This is a genomic window from Sphingomonas sp. PR090111-T3T-6A, from assembly GCF_000383095.1.
Taxonomy (GTDB): domain Bacteria; phylum Pseudomonadota; class Alphaproteobacteria; order Sphingomonadales; family Sphingomonadaceae; genus Solisphingomonas.
The window spans coordinates 1-13,805 of sequence record NZ_AORL01000022.1; the positions used below are offsets into that span (position 1 = coordinate 1).

17 protein-coding genes and 1 other RNA gene are annotated in these 13,805 nt (G+C 68.2%); 14 read left to right on the forward strand and 4 right to left on the reverse strand.

What is annotated here, in order from left to right:
• The 10 genes from infB to pnp form a co-directional block, all read left to right on the forward strand.
• The coding region (gene infB / locus ST3T6A_RS0115735) for a translation initiation factor IF-2 (protein WP_019833909.1) at positions 1 to 2,120 on the forward strand (2,120 nt) is incomplete at its 5' end.
• Positions 2,121 to 2,232: 112 nt separating this feature from the next.
• Positions 2,233 to 2,658, forward strand: a complete 426-nt coding sequence (rbfA, locus tag ST3T6A_RS0115740) for a 30S ribosome-binding factor RbfA (protein ID WP_019833910.1) — start codon at positions 2,233 to 2,235, stop codon at positions 2,656 to 2,658.
• Positions 2,659 to 2,720: 62 nt separating this feature from the next.
• Complete coding sequence (locus ST3T6A_RS0115745) at positions 2,721 to 3,260, forward strand: DUF2239 family protein (RefSeq protein WP_019833911.1); 540 nt, start codon at positions 2,721 to 2,723, stop codon at positions 3,258 to 3,260.
• 45 nt (positions 3,261 to 3,305) lie between these two features.
• Positions 3,306 to 3,848: a retropepsin-like aspartic protease family protein gene (locus tag ST3T6A_RS20420; protein ID WP_019833912.1), complete on the forward strand. Its 543-nt coding sequence runs from the start codon at positions 3,306 to 3,308 to the stop codon at positions 3,846 to 3,848.
• A 46-nt stretch (positions 3,849 to 3,894) separates the two neighbouring features.
• Positions 3,895 to 4,473 (forward strand): thymidine kinase, encoded by a 579-nt coding sequence (locus tag ST3T6A_RS0115755; protein ID WP_019833913.1) that lies wholly within the window; start codon positions 3,895 to 3,897, stop codon positions 4,471 to 4,473.
• A complete protein-coding gene (locus ST3T6A_RS0115760; protein WP_019833914.1) occupies positions 4,470 to 5,021 on the forward strand; it encodes a GNAT family N-acetyltransferase in 552 nt (183 codons plus the stop codon). The genes ST3T6A_RS0115755 and ST3T6A_RS0115760 overlap by 4 nt, the downstream gene beginning before the upstream one ends.
• A gap of 31 nt (positions 5,022 to 5,052) precedes the next feature.
• Entirely contained in the window at positions 5,053 to 5,421 is a 369-nt protein-coding gene (locus tag ST3T6A_RS0115765; protein ID WP_019833915.1) for a hypothetical protein, read from the forward strand.
• A 40-nt stretch (positions 5,422 to 5,461) separates the two neighbouring features.
• Positions 5,462 to 6,487, forward strand: coding sequence for a tRNA pseudouridine(55) synthase TruB (gene truB, locus ST3T6A_RS0115770; RefSeq protein WP_019833916.1), 1,026 nt, complete (start codon positions 5,462 to 5,464; stop codon positions 6,485 to 6,487).
• Between the two features lie 15 nt (positions 6,488 to 6,502).
• A complete protein-coding gene (gene rpsO, locus ST3T6A_RS0115775; RefSeq protein WP_019833917.1) occupies positions 6,503 to 6,772 on the forward strand; it encodes a 30S ribosomal protein S15 in 270 nt (89 codons plus the stop codon).
• A gap of 225 nt (positions 6,773 to 6,997) precedes the next feature.
• The gene (pnp, locus tag ST3T6A_RS0115780) at positions 6,998 to 9,310 is read left to right on the forward strand and encodes a polyribonucleotide nucleotidyltransferase (RefSeq protein ID WP_019833918.1); all 2,313 of its coding nucleotides are present in this window, start codon (positions 6,998 to 7,000) and stop codon (positions 9,308 to 9,310) included.
• A 66-nt stretch (positions 9,311 to 9,376) separates the two neighbouring features.
• Here the strand turns inward: pnp and ST3T6A_RS20425 are convergent, their stop codons facing one another.
• The 3 genes from ST3T6A_RS20425 to mscL form a co-directional block, all read right to left on the reverse strand.
• Positions 9,377 to 9,631 (reverse strand): hypothetical protein, encoded by a 255-nt coding sequence (locus tag ST3T6A_RS20425; protein WP_019833919.1) that lies wholly within the window; start codon positions 9,629 to 9,631, stop codon positions 9,377 to 9,379.
• A gap of 107 nt (positions 9,632 to 9,738) precedes the next feature.
• Positions 9,739 to 10,097, reverse strand: a transfer-messenger RNA (tmRNA) gene (gene ssrA, locus ST3T6A_RS21255).
• Between the two features lie 16 nt (positions 10,098 to 10,113).
• The gene (gene mscL, locus ST3T6A_RS0115790) at positions 10,114 to 10,542 is read right to left on the reverse strand and encodes a large conductance mechanosensitive channel protein MscL (protein WP_019833920.1); all 429 of its coding nucleotides are present in this window, start codon (positions 10,540 to 10,542) and stop codon (positions 10,114 to 10,116) included.
• 131 nt (positions 10,543 to 10,673) lie between these two features.
• Here mscL and ST3T6A_RS0115795 point away from each other — a divergent pair, with 131 nt between their 5' ends.
• Genes ST3T6A_RS0115795 through ST3T6A_RS0115810 form a run of 4 tightly spaced genes read left to right on the forward strand, consistent with a single transcriptional unit; the run spans position 10,674 to position 13,346 of the window.
• Positions 10,674 to 11,261 carry a LemA family protein gene (locus ST3T6A_RS0115795; protein WP_019833921.1) on the forward strand — a complete coding sequence of 196 codons (588 nt, stop codon included), beginning with the start codon at positions 10,674 to 10,676 and terminating at the stop codon, positions 11,259 to 11,261.
• Positions 11,262 to 11,269: 8 nt separating this feature from the next.
• Positions 11,270 to 12,136, forward strand: a complete 867-nt coding sequence (locus ST3T6A_RS0115800) for a TPM domain-containing protein (RefSeq protein ID WP_019833922.1) — start codon at positions 11,270 to 11,272, stop codon at positions 12,134 to 12,136.
• An 8-nt stretch (positions 12,137 to 12,144) separates the two neighbouring features.
• The gene (locus ST3T6A_RS0115805) at positions 12,145 to 12,813 is read left to right on the forward strand and encodes a TPM domain-containing protein (RefSeq protein ID WP_019833923.1); all 669 of its coding nucleotides are present in this window, start codon (positions 12,145 to 12,147) and stop codon (positions 12,811 to 12,813) included.
• Complete coding sequence (locus ST3T6A_RS0115810) at positions 12,810 to 13,346, forward strand: NUDIX hydrolase (RefSeq protein WP_019833924.1); 537 nt, start codon at positions 12,810 to 12,812, stop codon at positions 13,344 to 13,346. Before ST3T6A_RS0115805 ends, ST3T6A_RS0115810 begins: the two co-directional genes overlap by 4 nt.
• Positions 13,347 to 13,485: 139 nt before the next feature.
• On the opposite strand, the gene ST3T6A_RS0115815 is transcribed toward ST3T6A_RS0115810, so the two are convergent.
• Positions 13,486 to 13,791: an ETC complex I subunit gene (locus ST3T6A_RS0115815; protein ID WP_019833925.1), complete on the reverse strand. Its 306-nt coding sequence runs from the start codon at positions 13,789 to 13,791 to the stop codon at positions 13,486 to 13,488.
• Between the last annotated feature and the right edge of the window lie 14 nt (positions 13,792 to 13,805).

Here is a 13,805-nt window from a genome sequence, read left to right on the forward strand (position 1 = left end):
AAGCCGAGCAGCGTGCGGCCGAAGAAGCCGTCCGCGCCGCCGAGGAGGCCGCGCAGCAGGCCGCCGCCGCCAAGGCGGAAGCCGAGGCCGCTGCGGCCCAGCCTGCCGCCGAGCCGGAAGCCCGCTCGGCTGGTGGCGCCACGCCGCCGCCGCGACGCTTCACGCCCGTCGTCGCGCCCAAGCGCCCCGAGCCGGCCCGCCCGACGCGCGGCCGTCCGGGCGACGATCGCCGCCAGTCCGGCAAGCTCACCGTCACCCGCGCGCTCGACGACGAGGGTGGCGCCCGCGCCCGCTCGCTCGCAGCCCTCAAGCGTGCGCGCGAGAAGGACAAGCGCGCCCATCAGTCGGGCGGCCCGCAGGCCAAGCAGGTCCGCGACGTCGTGGTGCCGGAGGCGATCACCGTCGCCGAGCTGGCCAACCGTATGGCCGAGCGCGGCGCCGACCTCGTGAAGGCGCTGTTCAAGATGGGCATGCCCGTCACGCTCACGCAGACGATCGATCAGGACACCGCCGAGCTGCTCGTCACCGAGTTCGGCCACAACCTGAAGCGCGTCAGCGAGAGCGACATCGACATCGTCGCCTCGACCGACACCGATCCCGAGGACAAGCTGCTGCCGCGTCCGCCGGTCGTGACCATCATGGGCCATGTCGACCACGGCAAGACCTCGCTGCTCGACGCGCTTCGCGGCACCGACGTGGCAGCGGGCGAGGCCGGTGGCATCACCCAGCACATCGGCGCCTATCAGGTGCAGGTGAAATCGGGCGAGAAGATCACCTTCCTCGACACGCCGGGCCACGAGGCCTTCTCCGAGATGCGCGCGCGCGGTGCCAACATCACCGACATCGTCATCATCGTGGTGGCCGCCGATGACGGCATCCGTCCGCAGACGATCGAGGCGATCAACCACACCAAGGCGGCCGGCGTGCCGATGATCGTGGCGATCAACAAGGTCGACAAGCCGGGCGGCAACCCGCAGCGCGTCCGCGAGGCGCTCCTCCAGTACGACGTGCAGGTGGAGAGCATGGGCGGCGACGTGCAGGAGGTCGAGGTCTCGGCGCTCAAGAAGACCGGTCTGGACGAGCTGATCGAGAAGATCCTGCTCCAGGCCGAGGTTCTCGAGCTCAAGGCCAACCCGGATCGCGAGGCCGAGGGCACCGTGGTCGAGGCGCAGCTCGACAAGGGCCGCGGCCCGGTCGCGACGATCCTCGTCCGCAAGGGCACGCTCAAGGTCGGCGACATCTTCGTCGTCGGCGCCGAGAGCGGCAAGGTCCGCGCACTGATCGACGACAAGGGCAAGAATGTGAAGGAGGCCGGCCCGTCCGTGCCTGTGGAGGTTCTCGGCCTGTCGGGCGTCCCCGGCGCCGGTGATCCGCTGACCGTGGTGGAGAACGAGGCCCGCGCCCGCGAGGTCGCCGCCTATCGTGCCGGCGTCATCCAGAAGAAGCGCACCACGGCGGCCCCGGCCAATCTGGAATCGATGTTCTCGGCTCTGCGCGAGAAGCAGGCGGTCCAGTATCCGGTCGTCGTCAAGGCGGACACGCAGGGTTCGGTCGAAGCCATCATCGGCTCGCTCAACAAGATCTCGACCGACGATATCCAGGTGCGCATCCTGCACTCGGGCGTCGGCGGCATCACCGAGAGCGACGTGACGCTGGCGGCCGCTTCGCGCGCGCCGATCATCGGCTTCAACGTCCGCGCCAACGCCAAGGCGCGCGAGATCGCCACCCGCGATCAGGTCGCGCTGAAATATTACGACGTGATCTACGACCTGCTCGACGAGATCCGCGCCGCCATGGCCGGCAAGCTCGGGCCGGAAGCGATCGAGACCGTCGTCGGCCGCGCCGAGATCCGCGAGGTCTTCTCGGCGGGCAAGCATGGCAAGGCCGCCGGTCTGCTCGTGGTCGAGGGTTTCATCCGCAAGGCGCTCAAGGCACGCATCACCCGCGAGGATGTCATCATCTACAACGGCTCGATCGCGTCGCTGCGTCGCTTCAAGGATGACGTCGCCGAAGTCCGCGCCGGTCTGGAATGCGGTGTCACCTTCGAAGGCCACACCGACATCAAGCCGGGCGACTATCTCGAAACGTTCGAGGTCGAGCTGCGCGACCGCACGCTCTGATCGTCACGCCGGTTTCGGCCGGCATCGCTTACCGCCGGGCGGTTCACCGCCGCCCGGCCGCCTGCCGCCCCGGTCGACGCCGGGGCGCACTGCGTTTTGAAAGGGTTGGGCCATGCGCCACAACGAAACCTCCGAGGGCCGCTCCGTCCGCCTGCTGCGCGTGGGCGAGCAGGTGCGCCACATCCTCTCCGAAGTGCTGATGCGCGGCGACGTGCATGACGACACGCTCGCCAGCCACACCGTCTCGGTGACGGAGGTGCGCATGTCGCCGGATCTCCGCCATGCCACCGTGTTCATCAAGTCGCTGCTCGGCGCGGACGAGGAGGCGGTGCTGAAGGCGCTCAGGACCAACACCGCCTATCTCCAGCGCGAGGTGGCGCGTCGCGTGAACCTGAAGTTCGCCGCCAGGCTGAAGTTCCTCGCCGACGAGAGCTTCGACGAAGGCAGCCATATCGACAAGCTGCTGCGCGATCCCAAGGTGGCGCGCGATCTCGACGAGGCCCCCGCCGCGCTCGACCAAGGCGATGATGAAGAATAATATCCGGGTTTAATTGACTCACATTTAATCCGGGTATAAATCATCCTCCGCAACAGGGGATGATGATGAAGACCTACACCGCCTTCGCCCAGGACATGTGGCTGGCCACCGGCACGCGCGACGAGGTGGCCACTGCGCTCCGCGCCATGCCTGAGATGGAGCGCGCCTCCGACCTGCTCGTCTTCGACGACGAGGATGGCCGCCAGATCGACTTCGACCTGCGCGAAACGCCACCCGTCGAAGAAGCCCCCCGCCCGCGCGGCCGCCCGAGCCTCGGCGTGGTGGCGCGCGAGGTGACGCTGCTGCCCCGCCACTGGGACTGGCTGGGCGAGCAGCCGGGCGGCGCGTCGGCCGCGCTCCGCCGCCTCATCGACGCCGCGCGCAAGGCCGAGGGCGACGGCCCCGCCCGCCGCAACGCCGCTTACCGCTTCCTCACCGCCATCGCCGGCGACCGGCCGAACTATGAGGAAGCGATCCGCGCCCTCTATGCCGACGACCGCCCCCGCTTCGAGGCGTTGAGCGAAGGCTGGCCGAGCGCGGTCCGCCGCCATGCGATCGGGCTGGCATGGGCGGACAACAGGAAGACCGATACCGCGCCTTAATGTCTCGCCGTCATGCTGCCCGGTCGAGTCGGACGGGGTGCGGACATGCGGGGCTTCGCGATCGGGACGCTGGTGGCGGCTGCGCTGATCGGCTGGGCGGTGGGCGGCGGACGATGGCCGGCGTTTCGCCCCGCGCCGTCCGCGCGGCCCGTGCTGATCGCGTCCGCCAGGCCCGCAGCGCCCCCGCCCGCTCCGGCCCCGGCGCCCTTCCTCACCCCCGGCACGATCACCATTCCGCGCGGGGCCGAAGGGCATTTCTTCGTGGAGGGCGACATCGCCGGCACGGCGCTCCGCTTCGTCGTGGACACCGGCGCCTCGGCCGTCGCGATCGGCCGCAACGATGCGCAGAGCGCCGGCATCAACCTCGCCGCGCTCGATTTCAACCATGAGGGGCAGACCGCCGGCGGCACCACACGCTACGCCCCGGTGACGCTGCCACGCGTGCGGGTGGGCAGCATCGAGCTGCCCAACGTGCAGGCCGTGGTGCTCGACGTGCCCAGCACGACGCCGCTGCTCGGCCAGAGTTTCCTCGGCCGCATCGACAAGGTCTCGATCGAGGGCGACCGGATGACGCTCAGCAAGCTCTGAACGCCCGTTGCGCGGACCGTCCACGCGTGACAGACGGAGCACTGCCATGGCCAAGCTCTATTTCTATTATGCCTCGATGAACGCGGGCAAATCGACGATCCTGCTGCAATCGAGCTTCAACTATGCCGAGCGCGGCATGCGGACGATGCTGTTCACCGCCGCGGTCGACGATCGCCACGCGCAGGGCGTGATCCATTCGCGCATCGGGCTGGAGGCGAGCGCCATCCCCTTCGACGCCACGACCGACCTCCACGCCATGGTCGCCGCCGAGACCGAGCAGGACCCGGTCGGCTGCGTGCTGGTCGACGAGGCGCAGTTCCTCAGCCGCGCGCAGGTGTTCCAGCTCGCCCGCGTGTGCGACGAGCTGGGCGTGCCGGTGCTCTGCTACGGCCTGCGCACCGACTTCCAGGCGGAGCTGTTCGAAGGATCGGCGACCTTGCTCGGCATCGCGGACAGCCTGCAGGAGATCAAGACGATCTGCTCCTGTGGGCGCAAGGCGACGATGAACCTGCGCGTCGATCCGACCGGCCACGCCATCACCGAAGGCGCGCAGACCGAGATCGGCGGCAATGACCGCTACGTCGCGCTCTGCCGGCGCCATTATATGGAGCAGATGAATCCATGACGGCCGACGTCGACGCGTTGCGTCCCGCGATGGCGGACGGCGCACTCCGGCTGGAGCCGTTGGCGGAGGCGCACCGCGCCGGCCTTGCCGCCGCCTGCGCCGCCGACACGACGATCTGGGACATCTATCCGAACGACTGGTCGCCCGCCGGCTTCGACGCCAATTTCGAGGCGGTGCTGGCCATGCCGAACCGCATCGTCTTCGCCATCCTGCACGACGGCCATGTCGTCGGCATGTCGAGCTATCTCAACCCGAGCGCCGTCCACGGATCGGCCGAGATCGGCGGCACCTATCTCGCGCCGGATGCGCGCGGCACCGGGATCAACGCCCGCTTCAAGCAACTGATGCTGGCCCGCGCGGCGGCGTGCGGCTTCCATCGCATCGAGTTCCGCGTCGACACCCGCAACACGCGCTCGATGGCGGCGGTGGAGAAGCTCGGCGCGGTGCGCGAGGGCATATTGCGTCGCCATATGGTCACATGGACCGGGCATGTTCGGGACACGGCGCTCTATGCACTGTTCATCGACAATATCGACGGACCGGCCTAGTCTCGACGCCGATCGACCGGGAGGAGTGCCCATGCGTATCCTGTTCGCCGCTCTGCTGATCGCCACGCCCGCGCTGGCCGTTCCCCAGGCCCCCGAACCGCCGACCGGCCCCGAGGCCGTGGTCCTCGGCTTCCGGCAGGATGGCCTCACCGACTATCGCATCGACGGCAAGCGCGGCGTCTATCTGCGCGCGCAGGACGGGAACTGGTATTATCTCCACGTCCGCCCCGAATGCCCGCGCCTCGCGGCGGCGGACGGTTTCGGCGTGGAGACGGGGCCCGCGGGCCGGCTCGACAAATTCAGCACCATCACCGTGCAGGGTCAGCGTTGCTGGCTGACCTCGGTGGTCCGCTCGCCGGAGCCGCCGGGCTATCATTCGGGCAAGCGCAAGCACGGCTGACACTTGCCGCCGGGCGCCCGCCGGCCTAGGCGGCGCGCCCATGACACAGGACAGGAACGGCCCCGCCCTCCACGGCTGGCTCATCATCGACAAGCCGGTCGGCCCCGGATCGACCGACATCGTCTCGGCCGCCAAGCGCGCGCTCCGGGCCGGCGGCTATGCCAAGGTGAAGGTCGGCCATGGCGGCACGCTCGATCCGCTGGCGTCCGGCGTGCTGCCGATCGCGCTCGGCGAGGCGACCAAGCTGTCGGGGCGGATGCTCGATGCCGACAAGGCCTATGCCTTCACAGTGAAGTTCGGGTCGCAGACGGATACGCTCGACCTCGAAGGCAAGGTGATCGCCACCTCCGATGTCCGCCCGACGCGCGCGGCATTGGAAGCGGTGCTGCCGGATTTCACCGGTCCGATCGCGCAAGTGCCGCCGGCCTATTCGGCGCTGAAGGTCGACGGCCAGCGCGCCTATGATCTCGCCCGTGCCGGTGAGGAGGTGCAGCTCGCCAGCCGCAACGTGACGATCCATTCGCTCACATCCTCCCCAGCAAGCTGGGGAGGGGGACCGCTCGCCGAAGGCGAGGGGTGGAGGGGCGAGGCCTCAAGCGCAGCGCCTTCCCCTCCGCCATCGGCTGGCGCCGACGGTCCCCCTCCCCATTCTGGGGAGGAACTGGAGGAGGCCACCCTCGTCGCGACCGTGTCGAAGGGCACCTATATCCGTAGCCTCGCCCGCGACATCGCGCTGGCGCTCGGCACGGTCGGCCATGTCACGATGCTCAGGCGCCTGAAGGCCGGGCCATTCACGCTCGACCGGGCGATTTCGCTGGACTCCCTGGGCGATCTGGGCCAAGGGCGCACGCTTGAACAGGCACTCTTGCCGCTGACGGCGGGGCTGGACGACATCCCGGCTCTACCCGTCACCCCCGATCAGGCAGGGGCGCTCCGCCAGGGGCGTCAATTGATCGGGATCGCTGCAACACCAGGCCCCTATCTGGCGACCGCCGAGTCTGTTCCGGTCGCTCTCGTCGAATCCGACGGGGTGGGGATCAAGGTGGTGCGCGGTTTCAACCTCTGAATGAAAGGATTGACGATGTCGATCACTGCCGAGCGCAAGACCGCGCTGATTGAAGAGCATGCCCGCGTTTCCGGCGACACCGGTTCGCCCGAGGTCCAGGTCGCGATCCTGACCGAGCGCATCGTGAACCTGACCGAGCACTTCAAGAGCCACGCGAAGGACAACCACTCGCGTCGCGGCCTTCTGATGCTGGTCAACAAGCGCCGCAGCCTTCTCGACTATCTGAAGAAGAAGGACGTGCAGCGTTACGCCGACCTCATCGCGAAGCTCGGCCTTCGCAAGTAAGGTTTCCGGACGGCCCGCCATCTGGCGGGCCGTTTCGCATTTGTGGCTTTGCCATTTTCGGGCTGGCGCGTAGCGTCGGCCCGTTCCAGCATCAGGGCTGGGAGATACGACAGCAAGGCAATCCGGCCGACTGTCGAGGGACCGAAGAGGTTCCGAACCGCGCAGGCCGGCATGCCTGCAACTGAGGCCCCGGCCGCATAGGGCGTCCGGTGTAAAGGAAACAAAATGTTCAATATCAAGAAGGTGGAACTCGAGTGGGGCGGCAAGCCCCTGACGCTCGAAACGGGCCGCGTCGCCCGCCAGGCCGACGGCGCCGTGATCGCGACGCTCGGCGAGACGGTGGTGCTCTGCGCCGTGACCGCCGCCAAGTCGGTGAAGGAAGGACAGGACTTCTTCCCGCTGACCGTCCACTATCAGGAGAAGTACAGCGCTGCGGGTCGCATCCCCGGCGGCTTCTTCAAGCGCGAGCGTGGCGCTACCGAGCGTGAGACGCTGGTCAGCCGCCTGATCGACCGTCCGGTCCGCCCGCTCTTCCCGGAAGGTTTCTACAACGAGATCAACGTCATCGCTCAGGTGCTGAGCTATGACGGCGAGAATGAGCCCGACATTCTGGCGATGATCGCCGCGTCGGCCGCGCTCACCATCTCGGGCGTGCCCTTCATGGGCCCGATCGGCGCCGCGCGCATCGGCTACAAGGACGGCGAGTATCAGCTCAACCCGACCGACGCCGAAGTCGCCGCCGGTGAGCTCGACCTCGTCGTCGCCGCCACCCACGAAGCCGTGATGATGGTCGAATCCGAAGCCAAGGAGCTTTCGGAAGAGGTCATGCTCGGCGCCGTGATGTTCGCGCACGAGGAGAGCCGCAAGGTCATCAACGCGATCATCGACCTCGCCGAGCAGGCCGCCAAGGACCCGTGGGAACTCCCGGCCGCCGACGACAGCGCCAAGAAGATGAAGGCCGACCTCAAGAAGCTCGTCGGCAAGGACATCGAGAAGGCCTACAAGCTCGTCAACAAGTCCGAGCGTTCGGCCGCCCTCAACGAGGCGCGCGCGAAGGCGAAGGCGGCGATGGCCGATCGCACCCCGCAGGAGCAGATGGTCGCGATCAAGCTCGTCAAGAAGCTTGAGGCCGAGATCGTCCGCACCGCGATCCTGAAGGACGGCCGCCGCATCGACGGCCGCGACACCCGGACGGTCCGCCCGATCCTCGCGGAAGCGCACTTCCTGCCGCGCGCGCACGGCTCGGCGCTGTTCACCCGCGGCGAGACCCAGACCATCGCGACCTGCACGCTCGGCACCAAGGACGCCGAGCAGATGATCGATGGCTTGGGCGGCCTGAAGTACGAGCATTTCATGCTCCACTACAACTTCCCGCCTTACTCGGTGGGTGAAGTGGGCCGCTTCGGCGCGCCGGGCCGTCGCGAGATCGGCCATGGCAAGCTGGCGTGGCGCGCGCTCCACGGCGTGCTGCCGACCAAGGAAGAGTTCCCCTACACCATCCGCCTGACCTCCGACATCACCGAGAGCAACGGCTCCTCGTCGATGGCGACGGTGTGCGGCGGTTCGCTCGCTCTCATGGACGCGGGCGTGCCGATCAAGCGCCCGGTCTCGGGCATCGCGATGGGCCTGATCCTGGAAGGCAAGGAGTTCGCGGTTCTGTCGGACATCCTCGGTGACGAGGATCATCTCGGCGACATGGACTTCAAGGTGGCCGGCACGTCCGAGGGCATCACCACGATGCAGATGGACATCAAGATCGCCGGCATCACCAAGGAGATCTTCGAGACCGCGCTGCACCAGGCCAAGGAAGGCCGCGCGCACATCCTCGGCGAGATGGCCAAGGCGCTCGACCACACCCGCACCGAGCTTTCGGCCCATGCGCCGCGCATCGAGACGATCTCGGTCCCCAAGGACAAGATCCGCGACGTGATCGGCACCGGCGGCAAGGTGATCCGCGAGATCGTCGCCACCACCGGCGCCAAGGTCGACATCGACGACGACGGCACGGTGAAAATCTCGTCGTCCGACACCGCGCAGATCGAGGCCGCCAAGAACTGGATCATCGGCATCGTCGCCGAGGCCGAGGTGGGCAAGATCTACACCGGCAAGGTGGTCAACATCGTCGACTTCGGCGCGTTCGTGAACTTCATGGGCGGCAAGGACGGCCTCGTCCACGTCTCCGAGATGAAGAATGAGCGCGTCGCCTCGCCGAAGGACGTCGTGACCGAAGGCCAGGAAGTGAAGGTCAAGGTTCTCGAGATCGATCCGCGCGGCAAGGTTCGCCTGTCGATGCGCGTCGTCGATCAGGAGACCGGCGAGGAGCTGCCCGACAACCGCCCGCCGCGCGAGCCGCGTGAGGGTGGCGATCGTGGCCCGCGGGGCGAGGGCCGTGGCCCGCGTCGCGACGGCGACCGTGATCGTGGTCCGCGCCGCGACGGCGGCCGTGGCGATCGCGGCCCGCGCCGCGAGCGTGGCGAAGGCGGCAAGGACGAGGGCGGCGATTTCGCCCCGGCCTTCCTGACCCGCAACGACGACTGATCGATCCCCTCAAAGGATCGTGAAGACCGGAAGGGGCTCCGAAAGGGGCCCCTTCTTCGTTTGGGACTATGGCTGCCGAGGCGGCGCCGGCTGGTCCGCGCCCGACTTGCGGATGCCCTTGGCCCGATCCTCGCCTTCCTGGCGGATGGCGTCGGCCTGATCCTTGTAGATATCCTTGGCGATGCTGGTGGGCTGGGCATGCGCCTCGCGCTCGATCGCATCGGCACGGGCGTCGTAATTGGCCTGCACGGCGTCCGCCGTGGTCCGGTGACAGCCGCCCAGCCCCACCAGCGCGAACGCGAGCAACCCGACAGCGCGCATCGGCCCTACCTCCCAGTCGCACCTAAGCGACCGAGCGAGCCCATGGGTTCCGGCGATGTCGGGAAATGAGTGGGGAGCTTCTGTTGCTCGGTGCTCCCCGTACCGCCGGTATCCGATTCTGTTGCCCGGTTCGGCCCGAACCGCGTTCAAGCCTTGTAATCTAAGCCGTGAGGCCTTGATTACGCGGCAATCGCGAGCGCCTCGTTGTCGTTGGCACTTGTGGATTTGATCGGTTTAACGGCTCAATCAGGCCGGGCAAAAACCTCGCGCTCGTACACACGTCGATCCTAGTTCGGCCCCATCAGAAGACCGGACCCGCCCATGATCGGGTTGGAGTCCGGCTTGTGGTGGAGCCGCCGGGTACCGCCCCCGGGTCCGCTGCGCCTCACACGAAACCATTTATCACCATAGCCGGGCGAACCCGGCACCACCGGATATAGGACCGCGCGGCCGCCCGTGCAACCGCGCGATCGCTCGCCCGCTCAGCCGCGCTTGCGCAGTTCGTCGCGGATTTCGCGCAGCAGCGCCACGTCGGCGGGCTCGGCGGCCGGGGCCTCGGGCGCCTTGGGCATCGCCCGGTTCACCGCGCGCACCAGCAGGAAGATGATGAAGGCGATGATGAGGAAATCGACCGCCTGGGTGATGAATTCGCCATAGCCGAGCAGCGGCACGCCCGCCTTCTTGAGCGCGGCATAATCGGTGAGCGAGCCGGTATATTTCTCCGGCACCGGCCCGAGCTGGATGAAATAGCCCGAGAAATCGAGGCCACCGAAGACCTTGCCGATCACCGGCATGATGATGTCGTCGGTCAGCGAGCTGACGATCTTGCCGAACGCCGCGCCGATGATCACCGCGACGGCCAGATCGAGGACGTTGCCGCGATTGATGAAATCCCTGAATTCCTTGAACATGGCCGCCCTCCTTGCGGTTCCTAGCTGATCGTCAGGGTGGACCGAACGCCCGATACGCACAAGACGACACGTTGCGGCCCCCTGATCGGAAGTGTATTGCCGGGATCAGACGCTTCGTGGAGTTCCGACGCATGCAGTTTCGCCGCCTCTCCCTCGCCGCCCCGCTCGCCGCGATCGCACTCGCCGGCTGCGGCGTGAACGCGATCCCCACCGCCGAGGAAAACGCCAAGGCCAAGTGGGCCGACGTCCAGAACCAGTATCAGCGCCGCGCCGATCTGATCCCCAACCTCGTCGCCACCGTGAAGGGCTATGCCACGCACGAGCAGTCGACGCTGGAGGGCGTGACCGAGGCGCGCGCCAAGGCCACCTCAATCACCGTCTCCGCCGACGACCTGAAGGACCCGGCCAAGGTCAAGGCCTTCCAGGACGCGCAGAACCAGCTTTCGGGCGCGCTCGGCCGCCTGCTGGCGGTGCAGGAGAGCTATCCGCAGCTTCAGGCCGACCAGAACTTCCTCGCGCTCCAGAGCCAGCTCGAAGGCACGGAGAACCGCATCGCGGTCGCCCGCTCCGACTATAATGCGGCGGTGCAGGCCTATAACACCCGCATCCGCACCTTCCCGGACACGATCGCGGCGAAGATCATCTACGGCGCCAAGCCGATCACCCCCTTCACGGCGACCGCCCCCAATGCCGAGGCCGCGCCGAAGGTCAGCTTCTGACGAAAGCCATGCGCGCATCCCCCCTGCCCCGCCTCCGCGCCGCCTTCGCAGGCGCGGTGGCGATGCTGCTCCTGCTGGTGGCGACGCCCGCCTTCGCGCAGAGCTTCCCGGCGTTCACCGGGCTGGTGGTGGACGCCGCCAACATCCTGCCCGCCGACCGCAAGGCCGCGCTGGAGCAGAAACTGGAGGCCTTCCAGCAGAAGACGCAGCGCCAGCTCGTCGTCGCCACCATCCCCGATCTCGGCGGTGATGACATCGCGGATTATGGCTACAAGCTCGGCCGCGCGTGGGGCGTGGGGCTCAAGGACGCCAACAACGGCGCGATCCTGATCGTCGCGCCCAACGACCGGAAGATGCGGATCGAGGTCGGCTACGGCCTCGAAGGGGTGCTGACCGACGCCTATTCGAGCGTGATCCTCAACACCAAGGTCCGCCCCGCCTTCAAGGCCGGCGACCTGCCCGGCGGCATCGATGCGGGCACGGACGCGATCATCGAGATCCTCTCCGTCCCCGACGATCAGGCCCGCGCCAAGGAGCAGGCGGCCGTCGCGGCATACGACAAGGAGCATAAGCGCTCGGGCGAAGGCGGCGTGCCGCTGGGGGCGCTGATCCCGATCATCGTCATCGGCTGGGTGGTGCTGGGCGGGCTGTTCGGCCGACGGGGCGGCACGCGCTACGGCGGCGGCAACGGATCGATCTTCCTCTGGGCGGCGGCCGACGCGCTGAGCCATCGCAACCATGGCGGTGGCTGGAGCGGCTGGGACGGCGGCAGCGGCGGATCGTCCGACGGCGGCGGAGGCGGCTGGGGCGGCGGGGGCTTCACCGGCGGCGGCGGCGGCTCCTTCGGCGGCGGCGGATCGTCGGGAAGCTGGTGAGAGGGACGATGAAGCTCAGCGAGCAGGACCGCATCCGCGTCGGTGAGGCCGTGACCCGCGCCGAGGCCGACAGCGACGGCGAGATCGTCACCGTCGTCTCGAACTTCTCCGACGCCTATCATGACGCGGTGCTGCACTGGGCGCTGCTGGTCGCCTTCCTCGCGCTGGCGGTGGTGGCCGCCGCGCCGGGCTTCTTCATCGGCCTGCTCGACCGGCTGACCGGCGGCTGGCTGATCTGGACCCCGCGCGAGCTGATGACCGTGCTGCTGGCGATGGTGCTGGTGAAGTTCCTCGTCGCGCGCTGGATCTTCGGGCTGAAGGCGATCCGCTTCGCGCTCGTCCCGGCCTCGACCAAGGCGCGCCGGGTGCGCCGCCGCGCGCTCCTGCTCTTCCGCCTCGCCACCGAAAACCGCACCCGCGCCAAGACGGGCGTGCTGCTCTATCTCAGCCTCGCCGAGCATCGCGCCGAGATCGTCGCCGATGCCGCGATCAACGCGAAGGTCACGCCCGAGACATGGGGCGAGGCGATGGCCGCCCTGCTCTCCGCCGTGCGCGACGGGCGGCCGGGCGACGGCATGGTGGCGTCGGTCGAGAAGATCGGGCAGGTGCTGGCGACGCATTTCCCCCGCTCGCCCGATGACAGCAACGAACTGCCGGACCGCCTGATCCTCCTATGACCGATCCCGATTTCACCGCGCCCGAGGAAATCCGCTGGGCCGGCCGCTTCATCGCCGCCAAGACGCGCGGCAAGTGGGAATATGTCGGCCGCACGCGCGGCGTCCGCGCTGCCGTGATCGTCGCGGTGGACGGCGAGGACGTGCTGCTGGTCGAGCAATATCGCGTGCCGCTGGGGCGGCCTTGTCTGGAGCTCCCCGCCGGCCTCGTCGGCGACGAGACCGAGGGCGAGGCGATCGAGATCGCCGCCGCGCGCGAGCTGGAGGAAGAGACCGGCTACCGCGCCGGCCGGATCGAGACGATCGGCGAGTTCGCCTCCTCGCCGGGCATGGTGTCGGAGACGTTCACGCTGGTCCGCGCAGTCGGGCTCACCAGGGTACATGAGGGCGGCGGCGTCGAGGGCGAGAACATCACCGTCCATCGCGTGCCGCTCCAGCATGTGGCGCAGTTCCTCGCCGAACGCCGCGCGGCCGGCGTGATGGCGGACGTGAAGCTGCTGATGCTGCTCGGCGCGGGCATCCTCGCGGGCGCCTGAGCGCCCTTCCAATGTTGGATTTCGTCTGTCAGGGAAGCGGCTCTCGGTTGGCGCCGGCCTCTTTCTCATCGACGGCAGACAGCAAAACGGCCCCCGCAGCGGATGCGCGCGGGGGCCGCTTCAACGATCGTTCGGCGGCTTACTCGCCGGCGGGCGTGATCGGGCCGACCGCGAAATTCTCGGCATAGGTCTGGAGCTTCAGCGTGCGCTCCGGCCCGGCCACCACGGTGACGGCGATGCCATACTGGTCGGCATAGGCCCTGGCGGCTTCCAGCGACGGGAAGGTCAGACGCACCTGATCGTGGGTGTCGCCCGAGCCCGCCCAGCCGGTGAGCGGATCGGGCTTCTTCGCCTCGGCCGGCTCGAACTCGAGCGTCCAGGTGCCGACACGGGCGCGGCCCGACTGCATGGCGTTCTTGATCCGCTGGTAGATGCGCGCGGCCATTGTCGTTTCCTCGG